Origin of the sequence: Sphingobacterium sp. UBA7249 (genome assembly GCF_002472835.1) — a bacterium.
In the GTDB taxonomy this organism is placed as follows: domain Bacteria; phylum Bacteroidota; class Bacteroidia; order Sphingobacteriales; family Sphingobacteriaceae; genus Sphingobacterium; species Sphingobacterium prati.
On the sequence record NZ_DKST01000015.1, the window covers coordinates 156,916 to 181,198 of the forward strand.

Sequence of the window (24,283 nt, forward strand, 5' to 3'; positions counted from 1 at the left end):
GTTATTTAATAATCTCCTTCTTAGGAAGTAAAATCTCATCAATCATACCAAATTCTTTGGCCTCGTTGGCTCGCATCCAGTAATCACGATCAGAAGATTTTTCTACCCACTCGTAGGTTTGTCCGGAGTGTTCTGAAATAATGGTATATAATTCTTCTTTTAATTTCATCATTTCACGCAAGTTGATCTCCATATCTGCTGCAACCCCTTGAGCGCCGCCGGATGGTTGATGGATCATCACGCGTGAGTGACGTAAAGCAGCACGTTTGCCTTTTGCTCCTGCTACTAAGAGGACAGCGCCCATAGATGCCGCAATTCCTGTACAGATTGTAGCTACATCTGGTGTTATATACTGCATCGTATCGTAGATACCTAAACCTGCATAAACACTTCCACCTGGTGAATTGATGTAGATTTGGATGTCACGTTGTGCGTCAGTGGACTGTAAAAACAACAATTGTGCCTGAATAATATTTGCAACCTGGTCATCGATACCGCTTCCCAAAAATATAATACGATCCATCATCAAACGTGAAAACACATCCATCTGCGCAACGTTCAATTGACGCTCTTCAACGATGTATGGTGTAAGGTTTGTCGGGATGCTGGTCTCTGTGCGGGCAATAAAACTGTCAACATGTTGACTTCCAATGCGGTGATGCTTTACGGCATATTTTCTGAATTCGTTTTTATCTATATTCATCTTTTTATTTTTTTCTATCTGTAGGACTAATATAAAACTATATTTTAAAAATCAAATAAATTGAAAAGATGTTTTACATCTACTTTACATTTTTTCGGTACAGCCGCTTTCAGCAAAGAAAGTGACTTATAATAGGGCTTATGCTTTATCCATTCACTTAGAAGTTCTTAGCCGATTTCACTATAATCCGGAAGCTCTTCTATAAATTGATATGATTCGTTGTCAAAGTCAACTTTGCAATAATAGTGATTTATACCGTTGCTCACCAGTAAGTATGGAATACGATGCACGGAATTATAATTAGCAATCTGTTCGAATACTTTCTGTGTGATGTTAATGTGCGGTGCTTTGAATTCGGCCAACACAACTTTATGCCCTTTACTATTATAAATTAATAAATCACTCCGTCGCTGAAGATTGTTTAGCTTTAACCCACCCTCGATATTCATCAGTGACTTTGGATAATTTTTGATCAAAGCCAAATAATTTATCCAATGCTGCCGTACCCATTCCTCTGGCGTCAATACCAGTTCTTTTTTTCGCAGTTCATCAAAAATATAGACCGCGTTGTTCTTTCTGGATATTTTAGCTTTGAACGGTGGCAAATTGAGCGGTGTCGGTGAAAACATACACAAATATACTAAAATTTCAGCAAAAAAAGGGAATTCATAGGATTCTCCGCAATGGTTTTTTTCGCTCTTATCGTTACTTCTTTCAATCAATTGGTTAGGTCTTTTAACTAATATAGATCGGATAGCGGGACGAATTCTCATTGCTATGCTGCTGTAGAATTGATAGTAAAATCGTAATTTCGCCTCTATGAATATAAATCCGATCTTATCCGATATAAAGAATAGATCTTTTAAACCGGTCTATCTGCTACAGGGAGAGGAAAGTTATTTTATCGATACCATCGCAGATGCGCTGGAGTCGACGGTGTTAAATGATGCACAAAAAGGCTTTGATCAATCTGTTTTTTACGGAAAGGATATCGATATTTCTACCGTAGTCAATGCCGCCAAACGCTATCCGATGTTGAGCGATCATCAGGTGATTATTGTAAAGGAAGCTCAGGAACTAAAATGGAAATCAGATACGGAGGAACTGTTGATGAAGTACCTGGAACACCTGACACCGACAACCATTCTGGTTTTTTGCTATAAGCATGGCAAATTTGACAAACGGAAGAAAATATACAAGGTGTTTGAAAAAGCCGGATTAGTTGTTGATGCGGCTAAATTATATGATGATAAAGTAGCCCCATGGATTGGTGGATACCTTAAAGATGCTGGCTGGCGCATACATCCGCAGGCAGCAGCACTGATTGCGGATTACCTCGGCAATGACCTAGCCAAAGTATCCAATGAATTGGACAAACTGATGCTGAATGTTCCTAAGAATCAGGAGATCACTGTGGATGATGTCGAACGCAATATTGGAATTTCGAAAGATTTCAATGTGTTTGAACTCAATACAGCATTGGCAAAACGTAATGCGTTGAAAGCTTATCAGATCGTGGATTATTTTGTGGCAAACCCAAAGAACAATCCCTTGGTGATGGTGGTAGGGCAGGTGGCTACCTACTTTACTAAAATCCTGAAATACCATTACCTCATTGATAAATCTGCGGCCGCAAAAGAACTGGGGGTGCATCCTTTTTTCTTAAAGGAATATGAGCTGGCAGCCCGAAATTACAATCGCCGGAAAACTTTTGATGTGCTGAATGTACTCAAAGAGACTGATCTGAAGTCAAAGGGGGTTAATGTGCCCAGCAATTTCGATAGTGAAGAGATCCTCAAAGAAATGGTCTATCGAATTTTAAATTAGATACCTGGAAGTTCCGAAACGCTAATGCGTGTCCAAAAATTCCAGGATTCTTTGTGGAATTTTTGCCTGTAAACCGCGTTTATTCATCAGTCTAATGTAGGTGCGATAATCGTTAGCCGCTTTTTTAACATAGCCTTGTCCTCTTTTGAAAAACACGTCACCACGGTTTAGGTAAGCTACTTCACGTTCAGGAAAATAGACTATCACCTTGTCCAAGAAGACCTGTGCCACATCCAGCTGACCGATTTGTTCCAAAAAATAACCGATGTCATTGACCGCCTGTACATTTTTACCATGAATAGGATTTGCATTGTCAGGCTGCTCCTCGTCCAGGCTGTTTTCCATAAAATACTTTGCTCTATGCTCGTTAAAAACTCTAGGTAGCAAAAAAAGGCTGTTTTTAGGTATTTCTTTTAACGAACGAAGTAGTGCACTGTAATCGCCCGGTTTGTAGTTAAGGCTAATCCTCTGATTGCTGATCACGGTGGAATCATAGGATAGGGACTCCGCATTATAGTCGTCTAGATACACCTTGACGTTTTTTGAATAGGACATATATTCGCTGCTGCTTTTACCTTCATCATCCGATCCGGAATTATCTCGTTCAGCTAATTGCCAGCGTTTTGTCGCCGGCCGATAAACAAAATAATAACCCTCACTTTGACCAAAAGCGTTCGGCCCCCACGAAATCGAGATGGTTACGGTATCGCGGCTGGCATTTACGTTATAATAACTCATATTATTGCACGACGCACAAAAGAAAGCGTTATCATTCTTGAAGGACAACTGATAATCATTTCCTTTTCTAGCATAAAATGCCAATCCGACTTTGGTGTAACCTGGGCCGTCAAAGCTCTTATAAAATTCATGCTTGAAATTAAGCGTATCTGCTTTTTCGTAAGCAACAAAAACTCCTGCAGGTGTTTTGCTCGTGTTTAGCTGGCTTAACTGTACTGTGTCTGTATTAAAGTACTTGGCGAAATTGTCGGGTGAAACAGCGCCTATTAGCCGTATATGCCGAGGCTGGGCTACTAAAAGCAGCGATAGGCCCATGAATAGCATAAAAAGATAAATTTTCAATCGAATGCTGTTTTTTTTAATACTGGCGTTGCTATATGTAATTGGCATTTCAATCTGCTATATGCTTATGAAAACTCTTGAGAATAGAAATTACTCGAATTTACATTAATCTGAAAAAAAAACAAAAAAATGTTTTGTAGTTAAATAGCTACATGTAATGTAGTCTTGCTATTTATGGATCGCCGGTCTAGGTTATAATTTCGTGATGGACTGCGTAGCAAGTAGCTAGTGGGCAGCAACCATAAAACGGGAGTTACTGAAATCCAGAAGAGTAGGCAAAAATATATAATCAATGAATAAGGGAATTAAAACAGTGCTCTATCCGGTACAAGATATGGCACAATCGAAAGCATTATTCGCAAAATTATTGAACGTAGAACGCTATGTGGCCAGGCCATCAGATTTTTTGCGCTAAAACGGTGCAAAACCATTTAAAGATCCTTTAAATGATTTTTGTGATAAAGGGATATCTTGTTGTAAATCATTTTATTGTGATCATTTAGCTGTTTTTGTGTAGCATTTCCTGCGGTATTTTTTACATAAATTTAATAATTAAACATTTGTTTAAATTAAACGTTTGTTTAACTTTGTCCCGCATTTAACAGAAGATAATTTTTTCCGGTGGATAGCAGGCATAATTATCGGTAAAAAAGTTAGGGGTTTTTAATGGATTTTAACGAGAAACAAATAGATATCCTCCTTGCAGCTGAGCGACTTTTTGCAACAAAAGGATTTGATGGAACTTCCGTGCGCGACATCGCATACGAAGCGAATGTCAATGTCGCCATGATCAACTATTATTTTGGGTCAAAAGACAAGCTACTGGATACCTTTTTTGAATGGCGTGTTCCAGATTTTATGATCAATGTGGATGAACTCGCTCTTATAGAAAACGCTTTGGACAAGATTGATGCCATGGTGGATAGATCTATTAAATCGATGAATTCGCATCGAAAATTATATCATATTATAACAATTGAAAGTTCCTTAAAGCAGCGTATGCTGATATCAGCGGCTTTTAGAAAGCTCAAGTTGCACAATCTGGAAGTCATCTCGTCAGTTATTAATGAGGGGGTGGCACAGGGTGTATTTAAGGGGGGGAACGACCCGATTCTGATTCACTCGATGATGATGGGAACTTTTATGAATTTTCAGATGAACTACAGTTTTTTACAGGAACAGTTGCGTATTGCAAGTGATACGGAATATGCAAGGTATATCGAAACAACATTAACACAATTTATACAGAAAACAATTAAAGCTTTATTGACATATGAAAAATAAGTTGGCCAATTTAAGTGCTTTATTGCTTTTGAGTCCTTTGGGTTTGCTGGCGCAAGACAACAAACACCTGACTTTGGAAGAAATAATTCACATGGCTGCAAACCAAAGTGTGGAAGCGAAAACCGCCGATACCAAAATACTGGGAAGACAGCTCGAGGTCGAAAGTGCCAAATCGAAACAGCTTCCCGATGCAAAATTGAGCGGGCAATACATGGCAATGACTACACCAAATGTGAATCTAAAGTTGGCACTGGGTGAAGGTGGCTCGGCTCCGGATATCGCTGCAAACCAGCTGTGGCTGGGACAGGCATCTGTCAGCATGCCGATTTATACAGGTGGCAAAATTAAAGGGGGAATTGCCATAGCAAAAGATGCTTTGCAAGCAGAAGAATGGAATGCTGTGGCGAGCAAAGAGCAATTGGCGCTACGTGCTATAGCACTTTATTTGAATCTGTATAAAGCACAGCAGACCAATTTGTTGATTGCTGAAAATATTAAGCAGTCGGAACAACGTGTTTCAGATTTTAAAGCCATGTTGGACAATGGGCTGATTGCAAGAAACGATCTGCTTAAGGCGGAATTGCAATTGTCTAATTATCAAGTATCTCTTCAGGAAGCGCAAAAAAACATCAAAGTGCTGAATTATCAATTGGCGAATTTGCTCAAGATTGCAGAAGATACACAATTGGATCAGATTAATCTGGCTGAGGTCACCGGAATAGATCTAGGACTGAAGGCTTCCTATGAAGCGGCAAAAACGGAGCGATCGGATCTAAAATCATTGGCCTCCCAACGTAAGGTTGCTGAGGACGAATTGAAAGTGACCAAGTCATCCACATTGCCAAGTGTTTTTGCTTCGGCAGGATATAATGCTTTTGGCCTACAAAAGGTAGTCACAGTGACCAACGCGGCATCAGTAGGTGTCGGGATATCATATGATATCGGTTCTTTATATAAAAATAAACGGGAGGTCAACGTGGTTAAGAACCGGATCAAGGAAATCGATGAAAACCTAGAGTTGCTCAATGACCGTGTAAAAGTTCAGGTGCAACAGGCCAATGAGAATTATATGCTGGCCCAGAAGCAGGATGTGGTGTACCACCAGGCGGTAGATCAGGCTGTTGAAAATTATCGTATTACCAAAGACAAGTATGATAATGGGATTGCCGATACAGATGATTTGTTGACTGCTGATGTACAACAACTTCAGAGCAAGATCAACCTGGCAATCAGCAAAGCAAATACAATTGAAAAATACTATGACCTGCTGTTGGCAAATGGGTCGTTAAACATTAAATAGCAATTAATCTAGACATGGAAAATACAGTAGAAAAGGCACCTGAAAAAAAAGGTACAAATAAAAAATTCACCATTATTCTGGCCGCTCTGGTTATCTTCGGTGGGGCTTACGGAGGTTATAAATATTTACATGGTCAGGCGCATGAAACGACTGACGATGCACAGGTGGAGAAGAACATGAGCCCGATCATCCCGCGCGTAGGGGGATTCATTTCAAAGGTTTATGTCAAGGACAATGATTTGGTGAAAAAAGGGGATACTTTGTTTATGATAGAGAGCCAAGATTATCAGGTCCGTGTGGACGAAGCAGAAGCGGCATTGGCTGCTGCGGAAAGTAGCTTTGATGTATCAAAGGCGGATGTTTCGGCATCTTCTGCTAATGTAGCGATCTCGGATGCAACGATTCAATCAAATTTAGGAAGCATTGAGGCAGCACGTATCCGCGCAAAACAAGCGAATAACGATTATATCCGTTACCAAAATTTATATAACAATCAGTCTATCACAAAGCAGCAATATGAGCAGGCTTTGACAGCTAAGTTGGAAGCGGACAAACAAGTTGAAATTTTACAACAACAACGCAATGCAAGTGCTTCACAACGGAATGCAATCGTGAGTAAAACGACAGTTGCTTCAAAGCAAACATCTGTGGCGGAAGCAAATATCAAAAGAGCAAAAGCACAATTGGAAGCAGCCAAATTGAATCTTTCATATACTGCTGTGCTGGCTTCAGTAGATGGTCAGGTATCTAATATTAAAGTGCAGCCAGGTCAGATGATCAACGCAGGGCAGTCTTTATTTTACATTGTCGATAACATTGAAACTTGGGTGGTCGCTAATTTTAAAGAGACACAATTGCAAAAAATGAAACCAGGTCAAAAAGTAGGTATTAAAGTGGATGCTTATCCAAATATCGAATTTGAAGGTGAAGTCAATTCATTTTCTCCGGCGACTGGTTCACGTTTCTCTTTATTGCCTCCAGATAATGCAACGGGTAACTTTGTGAAAACGGTACAACGCCTTCCGGTAAAAATCAAATTGACAAAAGATAATAAAGCTGAAAATGTCGCTTTGCTCAGACCCGGCATGAATGCTGATGTAGATGTGCATGTTCAATAACTATGGAAAATTTAAATCAACAAGATAGTCTGGTTGAATATGGTTTTCGACGTGTAGTCATCACGATTACAGCGGTGCTCTGTGCTTTGCTGGAAATCGTGGATACGACAATTGTGAATGTGGCTCTTAACGATATGAAAGGTTCGTTGGGAGCAACATTGACAGATGTGGCTTGGGTGATCACAGCTTATGCCATTGCTAACGTAATTGTTATTCCAATGACAAGTTGGCTATCCCAACAGTTTGGAAGGCGAAATTACTTTGCCGTGTCAATTATCATATTTACAGTATCTTCATTTTTATGTGGTAACGCGACCAATATCTGGGAGCTTGTTGCATTTCGCTTTCTTCAAGGGATGGGCGGGGGAGCGCTATTGGTGACCGCTCAGACCATTATCACAGAAAGCTATCCAAAAGAGAAACGTAGTATGGCACAGGCTATTTACGGTATGGGAGTTATCATTGGACCTACTTTGGGCCCACCGTTGGGTGGCTATATCATAGACAATTTCTCTTGGCCATATATTTTTTACATCAATGTGCCTTTGGGAATTATTGCTACTTTATTGACATTGTCCTTTGTACGAAGTCCTAAATATAGTCAAAAACAGTCGGCAAGTGAAGTGGATTGGTTCGGTATGTTATTTTTGATTATGTTTATTGGTTCACTTCAGTTTGTACTGGAACATGGTCAGCAGGATGACTGGTTTGATGATCCATTAATTTTAGGCCTGTCGATTTTATCTGTATTCGGATTGTTGTTCTTTATCTGGCGAGAGTTGGTCTATGACAAACCGATTGTTAATTTGAGGGTGTTGCGAGATAAAAACTTGCAAGTAGGGGTGGTGATGAGTTTTATCCTCGGTTTTGGTTTATTTGGATCTACCTTTATTATTCCTATCTATACACAATCCATATTGGGATGGACAGCAACGGATGCAGGTTTGTTATTGTTGCCAAGTTCGATCATGACTGGGATTATGATGCCTTTTATCGGTAAAATGATTCAGAATGGTGTGCCGCAGAAATATATGGTCGCAGTCGGTTTAAGTATCTTTTTTGGCTTTTGTTTTTGGATGTATGGTCTAATGACCAATGATACGGGATCTGAACACATGTTTTGGCCACTTATCCTTCGTGGTGTAGGCTTGGGTTTACTATTTGTTCCTGTCATGACGTTGTCGCTCTCTACTCTTCATGGTAGATCCATTGGTGAGGGTGCTGCATTCACGGGTATGATGCGTCAGTTGGGTGGCTCATTCGGTATTGCGTTGATCACGACATTTATCTCCCGTGATTCCCAAAAACATCGTGTGGACCTAGTTGCAAATCTGGATCCGAGTAAGTTTGAGGTGCAACAACGTGTGCAACAGTTGCAAATGAGTTTTCAGGCGAAAGGTTTTGCTCCAAATGAGGCGCTGGCCAAAGCGCATCAGATATTGGATGTGAACGTCATGAAGCAAGCAACCGTATTGTCTTATATGGATGTATTCCTTTATTTGGGGATTATATTTTTACTTTGTGTACCTTTTGTATTGATGATCAAGCAAGGGAAAACGCAGGTGGATATGTCAAGTGTGCATTAGAAGTGACACCTTAATTGGGAATAGTTAATTCAGAATTTTTATCGTTTTATTGGCCCTCAAAAGATTTTTATTTTTTGGGGGCTTTTTCGTATCCCGAAAGGCATAAATGAAAACCTGATTCAAAATTGATTGTTAAATAATAAAAGATTTTTTGAAATTTATACCTATAAGGTAGTCGGTAAGAAGAAGTTGTTAACTCAAAATATGTGCTACATGTATACGGAAAGACTTAATTTTTTAGCTTTTATCATCCCTTTGTTTTTAGTGTTGATGCTGTTGGAGTATTGGTATAGCCTGAAGAAACAAAAGCGGTATTATACATTTGATGAATCAATTTCTAATCTTAACGTCGGCATTGTTGAACGTATGTGCGATATGTTTTCAGTTAGTCTATTCTACTTTTTTTTCGTATGGATCTATCAGAATTTTGCGATTTTCCATATCGAAGCTAATTTGTGGACATGGATCTTACTTTTTCTGTTTACGGATTTTTTGTGGTATTGGTATCATCGTTATAGCCATGAGATTAACTTATTATGGGCGGCGCATGTGGTACATCATCAGAGTGAAGACTATAATTTTACCGTTGCTGCAAGGATCACGATATTTCAAGCCGTCTTCCGTTCTGTGTTCTGGGCTTTTATACCGCTCTTGGGCTTTCCACCTTTTATGATGACCGCAATCTTATTGGTACATGGGGTGTATCCATTTTTCTCGCATACACAGACCGTGGGTAATCTGGGAATGCTTGAAAAAATTCTTGTTACGCCATCGCATCACCGTGTCCATCATAGTAGCAACGAAATTTATTTAGATAAGAATTATGGTGATATTTTAATTATTTGGGATAAGATGTTTGGAACTTTTATTGCCGAAAAACGCGATGAACCCTGTGTTTATGGGCTCACCAAACCTATTCATCGGTATACATTCCTTTGGCAACATTTTCACTATCTATTTGAGATAGGGGTATCCTTCAAGCGTGCGGTAGGAATAAAAAACAAAATGCGGACGATATTTGGCCGTCCCGATGATATACAGCCTGAAATTAGGGAAGAATTGGAGCAAAAAATATTTGCCGGCACAAAGTCCCGGGTCCACGGAAGAAACCTAAGCCGATATATCTTTTTCCAGTCTATGCTAACAATGGTGCTGCTGTTTTTCTTTTTGCTTTACGGGAATTACCAACATAGTGTACAATTGCTGGTAGGAGGCCTTTTCATTCTGTGCAGTGTAATCTGTATCGGTGGGCTACTGGAGCACGAAAAGTGGGTTTTTCCGCTTGAGCTGCTGCGGCTATTTTTACTGCTGCTGTTTATAACATGTACTTTTTTTTCCCTCACAGCACTACTGATTTTCTTCACCATGACCATGATTCTGCTAATTTTTTATCAGGGGATAAAACATCATTATCAGCGAATTCTTCATTTGTGAATTGGGTAGAGGTGCTATATGGTCAAGGTTTTTGGCATAGCGCTATAAAGTTTTGACAATAACTCCTGGCCATGATATCCCAGCTGAAATTTATGTCTGTATTGCTTCTAAATTGCTGTCCGAGCTTCATATAATGATCTGGATTATCCAAAATGGATTGTAGTTGTCTGACCCAAGCATTAGTATCCTGACTCCTGAGCAAAAGTCCATTGTGATTATGTGTAATGGCGCTTGTAATGCCCTCCAATTCGGCGGCTACAACAAGGGTGCCGGCCGAAGATGCTTCAAGGCAGACGAGTCCAAACCCCTCCATATCTCCTGGTACCGGGATATTGGGCATCAGAAATGCATGCGCTTGTGCAAGAAGTTGGTTTAATTGGTGGCTCGGAATTTTCCCTAAGTGCTGGATTTTTTCGGGATGTGCTTTCAATAATGTGCGCATATGGTGTTGATCCGTCGGATGCCCGAGGAATAAGGTTGATAGGTGGTAGAGGTTTGTTGGCAGCATGTTTAGTAAACGCTCCTTCCAGGTTGGGCCCTGGTCAAATGGCCCTACCATAATGAGTTTGAAATTACCCTGGATAGCGGGAATGACATGCTGCATCAACCACGAGAACCCTTTGCGTTTCACAGGCCTTCCTAAGGTGATAAAATAGGGCAGGGAGAGTGTATTCCCATTTGGTTGATGATTTTCGGTTCCGGTAATACCTTTATCAGCGATGAAGGCAGACTCCGGCGTTGCTGGATCTACGCCATTCGGGATGACTGTGATTTTTGAGGCGTCGATACCCCGAGACTGTCCGGCTTCGGCAGTCGCCTGACTGACCGCTATCACCTGGTCAAATGTATTGAAGCGGGGGATTATCCTTCGTTGGAAATAAGGAAGTGGAAATACCACATCAAGCCCATGAAGGGTGACAACTTTTTTCAGGTGATCGTAACCTTTGTGAAAAGAGGCCAAAGCAGCAATTAATCCGTCATTAAAATGAATAAGTTTAATGCCGGGGTTATTCTTGATTTTGGATAAGATGCGTTTGTTTAGATGAATGAAAAACCGCAAGATAGATTCCTTATTATCATAAATCAATGTATGTACTTTTAGATAAAGTGCTGCATTATTGATGAGCTCAAAGCTCTGTTTTTCCATTCCGCCAACTGCAGGTGGATATTTGTGGCTAACAAATAAGATTTCCATTTCAGATGGTAACATGTAGTTTTTTGCGTTTAATACATAAATAAAATATCGCGCCAATGGCTGTCCAAAATACCTGACGGCCACGCCTTAAGAGGGAAACAGTCAGCCAGATGCTCCCGCCTGAAATTCCGATCATGCTAAGTAATAACTTATTTGAGATTTCTTCAACTCCTAGTTGACCAGGAACAAATGCACCAGCGCTCTTCAATAGGATGACGCTCATGTCAAGGATTAATCCATGAATTACGTTGACCTCGACGGCCAAAAATTTTAGAATCAGGTAGAATTCGAGACTCCCTACAAACCAATGTAGCGCAAACAGAAGATAGGAATACCAAAACACGTTATTTTGCTGTTGGTAAAAGTCTTTCGTATTCCAACACAATTTCTGGATCTGATTCTTTGCTTTCCCTAAAAATGAAGTGTCGGCAGGTATATGTTTAGGCGCTGTTTTGGTAGAGATTAACCAATAGAATATCAAAAGGACAACCAATAATAAAGTCGCACAGACGACATAGATGGTATACCCCGTATACCGCATAACTTCATTTTTTAGTGGCGAGCATATCAGCCAGATCATTGTCAGCAAGAATAAGCTTAATTGCGAAAGTATGGCTGTAATACGGGAGATGGCCACGGAGCTGAGTCCCTGCTGTAATGGAATATCATAGCGTGTCAGTAATTCGGCTTTCAGTAGATCCCCGCCGATAACGCTTGTAGGATTAAAGAGTCCGACAGTTTCACCAATTTGACGTACCGCAAAAAGCTCTGCAAGATTGATGTTTTTTTTCGAAGATCCCAGGCAAATCCACCAGGCGAAAGTCCCGAAAAGATAGGCGACTAAAGTGATCAATAATAGGAGGGTAAAGCGGTAACCAATCGTTGAAAGCTCTCGTTTCAAAGCGGACAGATCACTGTGGAATAAGAAAATTGCCAGGGATAGCACGATCACAAGCAAAAATACAGCTTTAATGATCCGGTGAGGTGTTGTTAATTTGCCCATGCGAGATCTGCATCTTGCGTTTTATCGGCAAGTAATTGAATGTCATAAAAGTATTGTTGAGATAAGCCTGTCCAATCCAATTGGCCTACATAAGAAAGTCCGGCGGCAACCAGTTTTCTTTTTAGTGTTGTGTCCGACAGAATCTTCTTCAAATAATATACGTATCCAGCAGCATTTTCGGGCTGACATTTAAATCCATTTACACCCTGCTCAATGAGGGAGGCCGAACCGCCACCATCGGCGATTACACAAGGAAGGCCCGAAGCCAAAGCTTCGACAACAACGTTACCATAGGTTTCTGAAACTGAAGGGAAAACAAATACATCTGCAGATGCATACAATATTGCAAGTTCCTGATGCGTCTTTTTTCCTAGAAAAATAGCATTGGGCATTTCCTGCATTGCCGTCGCCTTTGCTGTTCCTTCACCGACGACAATGAAATTGTAGCCCAGTTTTTGCGCGTATATGTGCTGGTAGATTTCAATTAAGGTTTTGATGTTTTTTTCCCAGACAATTCGACTTACGAATAGTACCGTTGGTTTTTCATTTTTAGTCAGTTGGTGGATATAATTTGCATTCTTTTTTTTTGGATTAAATAGCTGTGTGTCAATGCCTCTTTGCCAGAGCTTTAAGCCGCCCTGTTGAAGTCCAATCTGTTGCAGTTCAGTTAAGATGGATTTGGTGGGGACGTAGACAATGTCACATTTGTTGTAAAAATTATTCATTGCTTTTTTCATCCATTGTTCTGTGGGTTTGACCAGCGGTAGGATATTCTTAAAATAATAGGCAATGTAAGAGATGAAATGGGTGTGGTATATTGTTAATACAGGGATATTTCTACGTTTGGCATAGTTCAAGGCAAAAAATCCGAGGAGAGAGGGAGTCGCGATATGAATGATGTCCGGAGCAAATTCGTCCAAAGCCAGTTCAAGCTTTTTTTTGATGAGTTGCGGAATGGCTAGGCAATAGTCATCATTGACGGGTATTTTAAATGTGGGTACTTTGTAAGAACGAAAGTCCCGGAATTGTGTGGGACCGCCGCCATAAATAAAGAAGTACTTGAAATTTTGTTTGTCAATACGGTTTATCAACTGAAACATCGTGCGCGATGCACCATCGAAATCTTCCACAAGTATTTCTGTAAAAAAGGCTACCTTTCTCATTTTATTCTTATTAGGGGTTTCATAAAAATATTTGAAAAGCGTAACTCAAAAGCTATTTAGATATTAATTTTTTATCATTAAAGTATTTGTAAATTGTTAATTATTAATAATTTGTCAATGATTTTTATAAGTAAAATTAATTTTAGAATATAGTTGACCTAATCTTGCAATGGTATTTTTGGAATGAACAAAGTATTCAGTCCATGTTATTAGATTTATTGTTCGAAAGAAAAGTTAGACTTAAAGGTCTCCGAAAGGTTCTGATTTTAGCTATTTGCGCTTCGGCGGGCATCATGTTGGGCTTTAAATTGAAGCCTAAGGAAGTGAGGCCAATGAATTTCGTTTATGTCGATATGCCAAATGCGCAGGCGGGGCAGCTCAATTTATTAACTTATAATATTGCGGGGCTTCCGGAACTCATTTCCAGTGCTGTAACCGAAAGAGCTTCGAGCATAGCATCGATCGGCGAGCGGATCAATGCCTTCGATATTGTCAATGTGCAGGAGGATTTTAACTACAATAAGTTTTTGTACAGTAAGAATAGGCATGCCTACCGGACCGAAAATATGGGTGGTGTACCATTCGGTGACGGATTGAGCACACTGTCAAAATATCCTATTCAGGACTTTGAGCGAGTGAGCTGGGAAGATTGCAATGGATCGGACTGTCTGACTCCGAAAGGTTTTTCATACGCCCGGATCCAATTGGCAAAAGAAGTCTTTATTGATGTGTACAATGTCCATGCAACGGCACAAGATGATCCTAATGCAGCGATAGCTCGTCAGAAGAATTTGAATCAATTGAAAGATTATATTCAAAAGCACTCCGCGGGACAGCCTTTGCTCGTAATGGGCGATTTTAATGCCCATTATACGTATGTATTGGATAATATTGTTTCTTTTCAGGATGAGTTAGCCCTGGTGGATGCATGGGTGAGTCTGAAAAATAAAGGGAAAATCCCGTTATGTGAAGAAGACTTTGCTGCCCGGGCAGCGTTGGACTTAACGGATGACTGTGAGGGAATTGATAAGATTTATTACCGTAACAATGACCGTATTATATTTGAAGCTAAGAACTATCAGGTTCAAAAGAAGCTTTTTCAAAATAGGGAAGGGCTAGATCTTTCTGACCACTGTGCGGTGTCGCTGCAGCTGGGATGGCGATTGACAACTCCTTCTGACCATTAGACTTTCTCCATTCTTTCATATCAATCGCGATTAGCACTGAACCCCTTTCAGTGCTTTTTTTGTAGTGGAGAGCCTGTCAATTTAGCGGAAAGCCTGTTAATAAAAAAGCCCCATAAAATAAATTATGGAGCCTTTATAAAATTGGGATAAATTATCTTATTTATACATCTCTTCGCGCTGCGCTTTTACAACATCGCTGTTGATATATTCATCATATGTCATTAATTTATCGATGATCCCTTTCGGTGTTAATTCAATGATTCTGTTTGCAACAGTTTCAGTTAGCTCGTGGTCACGTGAGGTGAACAGCATAGACCCTTTAAAGTCTGACATCCCGTTATTCAATGCAGTAATTGATTCCAGGTCCAAGTGGTTGGTTGGTTCATCAAAAATCAAAAAGTTGGCTCCCTGTAGCATCATTCTTGAAAACATACAACGCATTTTTTCGCCTCCTGAGAGGACAGAAACCTTTTTCATTACTTCCTCGCCGGAAAACAACATCTTGCCCAAAAATCCCCGTATGAATTGTTCGTCTGCTTCAGGGTTGGTTGTATAGTCTCTTAACCAATCAACTAAATTTTCGTTTTTGCCTTCAAAAAAGGCTGCGTTTTCAATTGGCATATCGGCAGGAGTGATGGTAACGCCCCATTTGAATTCACCACCGAAATCCTTGTCCCTACCTGTGATGATATCATAAAACGCCGTTGTGATCAATGAATTTGGTCCCAATACCGCAATCTTATCACCTTTATTAATCATAAATGTGATATCCTTAAAGAATACTTCACCATTGACAGTTTTACTCAAACCTTCTACCTGTAATGTTTGATCCCCAGGCTCACGGTTCATCGTATTGAACATGATTGCAGGATATTTACGGTTGGATGGTTTGATCTCATCGATATTGATCTTATCCAGGGCTTTCTTACGGGAAGTAGCTTGTTTTGATTTGGATGCGTTGGCGGAGAAACGACGGATAAATTCCTGTAGTTCCTTCACCTTGTCTTCCATCTTTTTATTTTGATCAGACCGTTGTTTTAAAGCCAATTGGGAAGATTCGTACCAGAATGAGTAGTTACCCGTATAGATGGTCATTTTACCAAAGTCGATATCTACGGTATGCGTACATACAGCGTCCAAGAAGTGACGGTCGTGGGAAACAACTAACACGATAGCCTCGTAGGTGGCTAAAAAGTCTTCTAGCCATGCAATTGTATTGATATCTAAATCATTGGTAGGCTCATCAAGAATCAAGATATCCGGATTACCAAATAAAGCTTGCGCCAATAAGACCCGTACCTTTTGGTTACCGTCAATTTCTGATACCAACTTGTAATGCAATTCTTCTTTAATGCCCAAGCTACTCAATAGTGTGGCTGCATTGGACTCGGCATTCCAGCCATCCATTTCTGCAAAAAGGCTTTCAAGTTCACCGGCACGTTCGCCATCTGCATCAGAGAAATCCTCTTTCATGTAAATGGCGTCTTTTTCTTTCATGATTTTGTAAAGCTCCTGATTGCCCATCATGACAGTTTCTAGTACGGTATATTCATCGAAAGCATAGTGATCTTGACTCAATACCGACATGCGTTCGCCTGGAGTAAATGCAACCGAACCTGTAGAGGGATCAACTTCGCCAGAAATAATTTTTAAGAAAGTAGATTTACCAGCTCCGTTGGCACCAATAATACCATAACAGTTGCCGGGTGTGAATTTTAGATTGACATCTTCGAATAGTACACGTTTACCATAACGAAGGGATAGATTTGACACATTAATCATGCTGCAAAGATACGTTTTAAACTTGTATTTTTTAACTATTTCCAAAGATCGTTCCCAATAAAATCACTGAAATTTTTGATTTTCAAAAAAATGGATAAGGGTTCCGGCTATTGACCTAAAGGGAGATGGATATGATTACAATGGAGGTTGTCATACACTTCCTAGATTTGCCGCAGATTAACAAATTATGAAACGCGAAATATCGCAATAATTGGCTTCTTTTTTGTTGCTTTGCTGTTGAAATAAAATCAATTATGAAAAGAAATCACATTACGTATGCCTTATTGCCAATTTTTGCCCTTTTGCTCAATTTGCAAAGTGCTCACGCTCAATTTGGTGGACTGCTTGACAAGGCGAGCAAGGCTGTAGCTTCCAAAGGAAGCAAAATGTTAGGATTAGACAAGCTATTGAAAGAACCTGAAGCAATAAGCACAAGCTTTGAAGATGTGGATCGGACAGGAGAGGAGATGCCCGATTTTCAAAATACTGCTGTATATAAGCCGTTGGCAGAATTGCCGAAAAATGGTCACGATGGTTATCTGCTCGAGGCCGGTCATTTTGAAATAACAAACAAAAGTTATTGTTTAAAAGCAGGGACTTATGCACCATCCAAAGGAGATGGCTATATGTATGCGCCCACCCTAGGCAAAAAGCGAGAGGTTGTTATCGCCATCTTGAAAAGTGCAGAAAAGCATCCCGAAGTGGAACAATCATCTGTACAGATGTTATTGTGGACAATTATAGCCAAGACTAAATTTATCGATTATTCCGGCGAGGTCAAAGAAACCGCATTGAAGTTATTAACAGCAGAGCAGCTATTGAAGTTGGAAGGGGGAGCACTTGGTATATTACCTTTCGATGTTGTACAAAAAGCGAAAGATCAGATGCCTCCAGCTATGCAAATCGTATTTGAAGCGGAGAATAATATCAGACAGCTGGTTTCTTCAGGCAATTATTCTTATGCTGAATTCGAAAAGTATGCAATTATGGCGGGTATGGCCGAACCGCGTACGGATGTGCCAAGTGGTATCTGGACACTTCATCCTGATGGTTATTACGTCAGATATTTCCCCAGCAGTTACTCCATGACCAAAGTACAGGTGTATGTGCCGGAGGGACTTATCGTGAAATTGAAAGGTAAAAAGCTGGTTTATGATGCAACAGATGATATCGCCTGTCCAGCTAATACGGGATCGCAACGTTTGGCACAGACAAATGAGCCAATTAAAGACTAAGGATGATGTGGGCAAAAAGAAATTTGTTTAGTTGAGGAGAAACAATAAGGGAGATCAAGTGATCTCCCTTATTCATTAAATTTCCTCTTTTGCCTCTTGTACAATATATAAACGATGACAATAATTGCGATGATCCCTAAAATAATATAATGGGAACCTGATTGTTGTTGATGTTGGGTTGTATCCTCTGTCGTCTGCGCATATGTAAAATTTGCTACGAAAAGAAGCACCATGAAAATCCACTTCTTGCACATAATAAACGGTTTATTAACTATAGTAGCAAGCTAACTATTTTTTGCTACAAAGACAAATTAATTTTACAAAAATGACAATTTTAACAGGTGTTTTATAGCGGTTGTGATATAATGAGTTGATTTTTATTAAGATGGATGGTTTTGACGCAGTATATGAAATTAAATTGTTCAGATAAATAGGAAAGATCATTGTTCAAACTAGTCTTTTGGGGTTCTGCTGTGAAAAATGAGTTTTTTTTGTATGATAATAGAATAAGATTTATGTAATGACGTTCGGTTGTCGGATTAATGGTCGTAAAGTTGTATATTGTGAACCTTTTGAGCGCTTAAAGATATTAATGTCATGTCAAAACTTATTAATTTAACTGTCTTTAGAGAATTTTTAAAATCTAGCTTTGCTGGTGGGATTATTCTTTTTTCCTGCGTCATCTTGGCACTGATCGTAGCAAATACGTCTCTTTACGGGGCTGTCATGGATTTTCTTCTTCAAGAAGTAGGATTTGAAACCGAAACTATCCAGCTAAAATATTCTTGGCTTTTGTGGCTCAATGACGGATTGATGGCTATTTTCTTCTTATTAGTAGGATTGGAGATTAAAAGAGAAATAGTCGAGGGCGAATTATCTTCAGTAAGTAAAGCTGTTCTTCCGATTTTGGCCGCAGTGGGTGGAGCATTATTGCCCGCGTTAATCTATGCTGCGATTAATCAAAATGCTGCGGATACTGCACACGGATGGGGAATTCCCATGGCAACAGATATTGCTTTTGCACTTGCGGTAATCACACTTTTGGGCAATAAGGTTCCGGCTAGCCTCAAGATCTTTTTGGCTGCTTTAGCTATCGTAGATGACTTGCTTGCGATCTTGGTGATTGCTTTGTTTTACAGCGGTGGAATTCACGCAACTTATCTATTTATTGCCTTGGGCATATTCGTCTTTCTGATTGTCCTCAATAAACTTGGTGTAAAAGCACTGTGGGCTTATCTTATACCAGGTGTATTTATTTGGTATTTTATCCATCATTCCGGTATACACGCGACTATTGCTGGTGTATTGGTTGCGATGACTTTACCGACTACTCCTGATGAAAAGGAATCTCCACTGGAAAAGCTAGAGCATTTGCTGACTAAACCCGTGAATTTTATTATTATCCCTTTGTTTGCGTTTGCAAATACATTAATTCCTATTCATGCAGAAATGGTGGGTGGTCTAACATCAAAATTGGGACTTGGTATTATCGCAGGACTGATTGCTGGGAAATCCATTGGAATATTTTTAATTTGTTTTATCGCGAAAAAACTGAAAATCGCGCAGCTTCCTGAGGGTGCGAGTTGGATGCAAATTTTCGGCGTTGGCTTATTGGGCGGGATCGGTTTCACGATGTCTATTTTCATTTCTATCTTATCATTTGATAACGCAGCCTTGATCGGGGAAGCAAAATTTGCGGTTCTCATTGCCTCGCTATGCGCCGGTATATTGGGATATACGATGTTGCGATTGGCTGATAATTCCAAAAGGAATATAAGTAAAAGTTGAGGTTTTAAGACGTCATCAGGATCTTTATTTTGTGTGTAGGCTCGGGCGAAGGAAATGCTGACCTGATATATAGATTAGTTTTAGTAACTTAGCACATATTTAATAAAATAATAAAATTTGAGATTTACTGAATTTGGTTTTGTTCCGGAACTGGAAGAGGGCTTAGAAAGCATGATGTTTGAGGAGGCTACGCCTATTCAAGAACAGACAATTCCCATCATTAAGGAAGGAAGCGATATGATTGCCTGTGCACAGACAGGTACAGGTAAAACGGCGGCCTATATGTTGCCAATTTTAGATGCTGTCGCTCGAGATGCTAAAGAATCCATACGCGCGATTATCCTTGTCCCGACGAGGGAGTTAGCGCTTCAAATCGATCAACAGATTATGGGAATGTCCTACTATACTGGGGCAACTTCCATCTCGATCTATGGAGGTGGTGATGGGATGGGGTACGAACAACAGAAGCGAGCTATTCGGGAAGGGGTTAATATCATTGTTGCCACCCCTGGTCGATTGATTAGTCATCTTACCTCGATGAAAGTCGATTTGACTCATCTGACACATTTTGTATTGGATGAAGCAGACAGTATGCTGGACATGGGGTTTCAGGATGATATATTGCGCATTGTCAGTTATTTACCAAAGAAAAAGCAGATGCTGCTTTTTTCTGCAACGATGCCCCTCAAAATCCGAAATTTTGCGCGGAAGATTCTTTATAAGCCAGTTGAGGTCAATATCGCTATTTCAAAACCCTCAGAGGGTATAGACCAGCGTGCATATCTGCTGTACGATAAGCAAAAGATGGATCTATTGAAAATTATCTTACAGGACGCGAATTATGTATCAGTTATCATTTTTGCCTCACAAAAAACTACGGTCAAATTATTGGCGCAGGAACTGCAAAAGCAGGGTATAGATGCAGAGGGTTTTCATTCTGACCTTGAGCAGGCCAAACGTGAGGATATCATGAGCCGGTTTAGATCACGTCAGGTGCGGGTACTCGTGGGAACAGATGTAATTTCACGTGGTATCGACATCGTAGGTATCAGTTTGGTCGTCAATTATGATGTTCCGCCGGACCCCGAGGATTATGTGCACCGTATCGGTCGTACGGCAAGAGCGGCAACAACAGGTACGGCGATTACTTTTGTGAATGACAAAGATCAGCAACGTTTTTCCCAGATTGAAAATCTAATTGGTTATCCGGTCGAACAAATAGCATTACCAGAAGGCTTTGACGCGGGGCCTGAATATAATCCAGCAAAGAAAAGCGGTAATCCGCAAAATCGAAGACGCTTCAATAAGAACAAAAATAAAAATTACCAAAAGCAAAAAAGGGCCTAATGAAAATTAAGCCCTTTTCTGTTTTTCCTTGTTTAAGTCACCCTATTCTGCCCCCCACACAGCTAGCTCATAGCCGTCAGGGTCTTTGAATTGAAATCTTTTTCCACCAGGGAAGCTGAAAATATCTTTAACAATACTGCCTCCTGCCTGAATGACTTTAGTACGTGTGGAGACCAAATCAGCCGAGTAGAGGACGACCAAAATACTACCGTTTATTGGTGTTCCAACCGTAAAACCGCCATCTACATATTTGCCATTAAAGGCTGTATACGCAGGGCCGTAATCTGTAAAGGTCCAGTCAAAACTTGCTGAATAGAATCTTTTCGCTCTTTCAAGATCGCTTGATAGAAATTCAAGGTATTGAATTTGCTCATGGATGAGTTTGTTGTCTGAAGAAGAATTACTCATGATATTGTCTAATTGATGTTAATTTTCTTGAAGGATGGGTTTGAATGTCTGAACGCTAATGAACACCTGATGTAAATATAAGACTTTGTCCCAACAAAATTTAAGACTTATCTTTTGAATTTGATATTACCAAACTAAATCATCACATTATCTTGCCTATTGTTGATATTCCAATTATTCCTTCTTGCTACTGATGCTTGCCTGAATGAGCACCGAGAGCATAACCAATGCAAGCCCTAGGTAGAATGATCGACTGAGTTCTTTCGTTTCATTGAGGAATAAAAACGCAATTAGGATTGCGTATACAGGCTCTAGGTTGAGACTTAAATTGAGCGTAAATGCAGAAATTCTCTTTAAGATTTCAGTGAAAGCAACGTATACTGCAACGGTACAACAAAGAGATAATATAACGAGGTAAATCAAATCCTGTGTACTGGGGATAAAAGAGGACATCGGATAATAATAAAGATAACAGGGAAGTAATAGGCCAAGACCAACTGTTCCACCAATCATCTGGTAATAATTAATTACAATACTATTGTACCGCTTGACCAAACGCTCGTTATAAATCGCATATAGCGAAGCAAAAGCGGGCGAAATAATTCCCAAAATAATACCTAGTTGATGCGCTGTATCGAAATGGAATATCAAGGCAATGCCACACAGTGTGAGGCCACTTAGGAAGAATTCTGAGCGTTTAAACCTTGTTTTATTAATGATGGGGGCAAAGATTGCGGTAAAGAAACTGGCCATGCAGTAACAAACGACACCAATGGAAATATTGGAATATTTAATACTCGCATAAAAAAGTAGCCAGGAAGCGGTAATCAATAGTCCATTTTTTGCAATAGCTAGTTTTTTACCTATGTTGATTTTATGTGGAATTTTAAGCCATTTTGAAATTAAAAACAGAAAAATGGCCGAGAGAAATACGCGATACCAGGTAAGCATACCTTCGTTGAGGCTGATGATTTTCCCCAATACACCCGATATACCTAAACATACGACAGCAAGGTGAAGTATGAAATATGAATGTTTCATAAAATGTTATCTTCCAGATCTATCATCAAAAGGAGAGATCCTATTGTTATAAAATTTGATTGAGAATTTAAAACATGGGGAATCACCCGATTATTCGGTGCCATGCTTTATTAATATTTTACCAAATATTAAATGATTGGAGGAGGAAGACAGCTTGTTCTGTTCATAACATCTATTGCTTATCCGAAGGTAATAAATTTTAAGAATTAAATTCAACGGAGCGAAAAATATTTACATGCCATTCAGGTGATTGTATTTAATAAAACGGTACAAACGATAAGAAAAGGGCTAATAAAAATTAGCCCTTTGATTCAACTATGATGAACACGCGGTATGCTTAGAAACTGAGTGAACGAACTTTTTGTTGCGGTGAGTTACTGTTGTTCGGCGTCGTTTACCCCACCCAATGCGCGGTAAAGATCCACCACTGCATTTAGTTTTTCCCGTTTAATAGTAATATGCTCGAGGTCATTTTGTAATGCATTGTTTTGCGCAGTAATGACTTCCAGATAATTTGCCATGCCACTTTTATATAAGAGCGCTGCGTCTGAGGTAGCTTTGGCCAATGATTTGGATTTAGCCTCAATAAGTTGTAATCTTTTTTCGCTGTGCTTAATTTTTGCCAGTGCATCTGATACTTCGGAAACCGCGCCCATAACAGATTGTTTAAACTGAACGGCTAATTTCTCCCGCTCGATTATCGCAATCTCATAATTGGTCTTTAAAGCACCTTTTTGAAAGATCGGCTGGGTAATATTTCCTGCTATTGTTTTCACAATGGAACCCGGTAGATCAAACCAGCGATTGAACTGAAAGGAGTTTGTTCCGATCGAAGGGGTCAAACTTATTGAAGGATACATTGCAGCTTTCGCTAATCCCATTTTACTGTTGGCAGCAACGATTGCATATTCAGCAGCTTTTACATCCGGCCTCCGGCTAAGCAGTTCGGCAGGAACACCTGTCGCTACCGTTTCGTTGACGAACGATGCATCAAGACCCTCAGAACGTTGCACCTTATCTGGAAAACCGCCACAGAGAATGCTCAAGGCATTTTCTTCTATAGCAATATTCTGCTCTGCTAAGGGAATTAGCAATTCTGCAGTTTTCTTTTGAGCTGCTGCTTGCTCGACAGCTAACGAACTCACAAGGGAAGAATTATATTGCAAGCGTATCATATTCAACGTGCTGTCGCTAAGTTGAACGTTTTTTTGTGCAATCTTGAGCTGTTCATCCAATGCGATCAAATTGTAATATGATTGTATAACCTGAACAATAATACGGGTCTTTAACGCGGATAAATTCTCCTTTTGCCCAAAGAAATTTGCTAAAGCTTCTTCTTTCTGCATTTTAGCCTTTCCCCAGATATCGGCTTCCCAAGATAATCTGAGCGTAGCGCTGTAATCATCCATATAGGGTGTTCCAATAAATTGATCGCTGAGAGAACCATTGAGGGAATTGGTGGACAACCAAGTTCTATTCGCGCCCAAATTTAGATCGAGTGTTGGTAATAATCCCTTTTTTGTTTGTTTATAAGCGAGCTCCAATTGTTGCATACCAAGCAGTGCTACATTTACATCTGTGTTTTTAACCAGTGCTTTCGCTATAAGTGCGGTCAGATTAGGATCTTTTACGAACTCCCGCCAGGATAAAGCCAAGGTATCTGAAGTCAGGACAACTTCGTTATTTCTGAAATTCTCCGGAAGATCCATATCCGGGCGTGTATATTTTTTGCCTACACTGCATGAAGCAAATAGTAGGGAAGTACCTGCTAAAGTAATAATATAGTGATGAAATTTTTTCAT

General features: G+C 39.9%; 21 protein-coding genes. 11 read left to right on the forward strand and 10 right to left on the reverse strand.

All coding sequences use genetic code 11. The annotated features are described in order from the left end of the window. Nucleotide 1 precedes the first annotated feature (1 nt). Both clpP and B4A24_RS11405 read right to left on the reverse strand, forming a co-directional pair. Nucleotides 2–703, reverse strand: coding sequence for an ATP-dependent Clp endopeptidase proteolytic subunit ClpP (gene clpP / locus B4A24_RS11400; RefSeq protein ID WP_077435190.1), 702 nt, complete (start codon nt 701–703; stop codon nt 2–4). A gap of 167 nt (nt 704–870) precedes the next feature. After that, entirely contained in the window at nt 871–1,332 is a 462-nt protein-coding gene (locus tag B4A24_RS11405) for a type I restriction enzyme HsdR N-terminal domain-containing protein (RefSeq protein ID WP_293945024.1), read from the reverse strand. A 190-nt stretch (nt 1,333–1,522) separates the two neighbouring features. Here B4A24_RS11405 and holA point away from each other — a divergent pair, with 190 nt between their 5' ends. Next, nucleotides 1,523–2,530 (forward strand): DNA polymerase III subunit delta, encoded by a 1,008-nt coding sequence (holA, locus tag B4A24_RS11410; RefSeq protein ID WP_293945026.1) that lies wholly within the window; start codon nt 1,523–1,525, stop codon nt 2,528–2,530. 21 nt (nt 2,531–2,551) lie between these two features. Here the strand turns inward: holA and B4A24_RS11415 are convergent, their stop codons facing one another. Further along, the gene (locus B4A24_RS11415; protein ID WP_293945028.1) at nt 2,552–3,658 is read right to left on the reverse strand and encodes a hypothetical protein; all 1,107 of its coding nucleotides are present in this window, start codon (nt 3,656–3,658) and stop codon (nt 2,552–2,554) included. Between the two features lie 244 nt (nt 3,659–3,902). On the opposite strand from B4A24_RS11415, the gene B4A24_RS11420 reads away from it, so the two are divergent. The 6 genes from B4A24_RS11420 (at nt 3,903) to B4A24_RS11445 (ending at nt 10,332) form a co-directional block, all read left to right on the forward strand. Beyond that, nucleotides 3,903–4,025, forward strand: coding sequence for a hypothetical protein (locus B4A24_RS11420; protein WP_293945030.1), 123 nt, complete (start codon nt 3,903–3,905; stop codon nt 4,023–4,025). A gap of 251 nt (nt 4,026–4,276) precedes the next feature. Further along, a complete protein-coding gene (locus B4A24_RS11425; RefSeq protein ID WP_293945032.1) occupies nt 4,277–4,894 on the forward strand; it encodes a TetR/AcrR family transcriptional regulator in 618 nt (205 codons plus the stop codon). Next, nucleotides 4,884–6,194 carry a TolC family protein gene (locus B4A24_RS11430; protein ID WP_293945033.1) on the forward strand — a complete coding sequence of 437 codons (1,311 nt, stop codon included), beginning with the start codon at nt 4,884–4,886 and terminating at the stop codon, nt 6,192–6,194. Before B4A24_RS11425 ends, B4A24_RS11430 begins: the two co-directional genes overlap by 11 nt. Before the next feature lie 14 nt (nt 6,195–6,208). Next, a complete protein-coding gene (locus B4A24_RS11435; protein WP_293945035.1) occupies nt 6,209–7,312 on the forward strand; it encodes an HlyD family secretion protein in 1,104 nt (367 codons plus the stop codon). A 2-nt stretch (nt 7,313–7,314) separates the two neighbouring features. Further along, nucleotides 7,315–8,898, forward strand: coding sequence for an MDR family MFS transporter (locus tag B4A24_RS11440; RefSeq protein WP_293945036.1), 1,584 nt, complete (start codon nt 7,315–7,317; stop codon nt 8,896–8,898). Between the two features lie 213 nt (nt 8,899–9,111). Further along, a complete protein-coding gene (locus B4A24_RS11445; protein WP_293945038.1) occupies nt 9,112–10,332 on the forward strand; it encodes a sterol desaturase family protein in 1,221 nt (406 codons plus the stop codon). A gap of 22 nt (nt 10,333–10,354) precedes the next feature. Here B4A24_RS11445 and B4A24_RS11450 read toward each other — a convergent pair whose 3' ends face one another. The 3 genes from B4A24_RS11450 to B4A24_RS11460 are packed head-to-tail and all read right to left on the reverse strand — an operon-like array spanning nt 10,355 to nt 13,693. After that, on the reverse strand, nt 10,355–11,542 hold the full coding sequence (locus B4A24_RS11450) for a glycosyltransferase family 4 protein (RefSeq protein ID WP_293945040.1): 1,188 nt from the start codon (nt 11,540–11,542) through the stop codon (nt 10,355–10,357). Beyond that, entirely contained in the window at nt 11,529–12,530 is a 1,002-nt protein-coding gene (locus tag B4A24_RS11455) for a lysylphosphatidylglycerol synthase transmembrane domain-containing protein (protein ID WP_293945042.1), read from the reverse strand. Before B4A24_RS11455 ends, B4A24_RS11450 begins: the two co-directional genes overlap by 14 nt. Continuing rightward, the gene (locus B4A24_RS11460) at nt 12,518–13,693 is read right to left on the reverse strand and encodes a glycosyltransferase family 4 protein (RefSeq protein ID WP_293945044.1); all 1,176 of its coding nucleotides are present in this window, start codon (nt 13,691–13,693) and stop codon (nt 12,518–12,520) included. Before B4A24_RS11460 ends, B4A24_RS11455 begins: the two co-directional genes overlap by 13 nt. A gap of 203 nt (nt 13,694–13,896) precedes the next feature. Between B4A24_RS11460 and B4A24_RS11465 the strand changes: the two genes are divergently transcribed. After that, nucleotides 13,897–14,880 carry an endonuclease/exonuclease/phosphatase family protein gene (locus tag B4A24_RS11465; RefSeq protein WP_293945046.1) on the forward strand — a complete coding sequence of 328 codons (984 nt, stop codon included), beginning with the start codon at nt 13,897–13,899 and terminating at the stop codon, nt 14,878–14,880. Between the two features lie 156 nt (nt 14,881–15,036). Here the strand turns inward: B4A24_RS11465 and B4A24_RS11470 are convergent, their stop codons facing one another. Then, a complete protein-coding gene (locus B4A24_RS11470; protein ID WP_172394494.1) occupies nt 15,037–16,662 on the reverse strand; it encodes an ABC-F family ATP-binding cassette domain-containing protein in 1,626 nt (541 codons plus the stop codon). 254 nt (nt 16,663–16,916) lie between these two features. On the opposite strand from B4A24_RS11470, the gene B4A24_RS11475 reads away from it, so the two are divergent. The 3 genes from B4A24_RS11475 to B4A24_RS11485 all read left to right on the forward strand — a co-directional run bounded on the left by B4A24_RS11475 (nt 16,917) and on the right by B4A24_RS11485 (nt 21,032). After that, entirely contained in the window at nt 16,917–17,897 is a 981-nt protein-coding gene (locus tag B4A24_RS11475; protein WP_293945049.1) for a hypothetical protein, read from the forward strand. 597 nt (nt 17,898–18,494) lie between these two features. Further along, complete coding sequence (gene nhaA / locus B4A24_RS11480; RefSeq protein ID WP_293945051.1) at nt 18,495–19,685, forward strand: Na+/H+ antiporter NhaA; 1,191 nt, start codon at nt 18,495–18,497, stop codon at nt 19,683–19,685. Between the two features lie 117 nt (nt 19,686–19,802). Next, nucleotides 19,803–21,032, forward strand: a complete 1,230-nt coding sequence (locus B4A24_RS11485; protein ID WP_293945053.1) for a DEAD/DEAH box helicase — start codon at nt 19,803–19,805, stop codon at nt 21,030–21,032. Nucleotides 21,033–21,074: 42 nt separating this feature from the next. Here the strand turns inward: B4A24_RS11485 and B4A24_RS11490 are convergent, their stop codons facing one another. From B4A24_RS11490 to B4A24_RS11500, 3 genes are all read right to left on the reverse strand, one after another. Then, nucleotides 21,075–21,440, reverse strand: a complete 366-nt coding sequence (locus B4A24_RS11490; protein ID WP_293945055.1) for a VOC family protein — start codon at nt 21,438–21,440, stop codon at nt 21,075–21,077. A gap of 174 nt (nt 21,441–21,614) precedes the next feature. Continuing rightward, complete coding sequence (locus tag B4A24_RS11495; RefSeq protein ID WP_293945056.1) at nt 21,615–22,481, reverse strand: DMT family transporter; 867 nt, start codon at nt 22,479–22,481, stop codon at nt 21,615–21,617. A 374-nt stretch (nt 22,482–22,855) separates the two neighbouring features. Next, nucleotides 22,856–24,283, reverse strand: a complete 1,428-nt coding sequence (locus B4A24_RS11500; protein ID WP_293945058.1) for an efflux transporter outer membrane subunit — start codon at nt 24,281–24,283, stop codon at nt 22,856–22,858.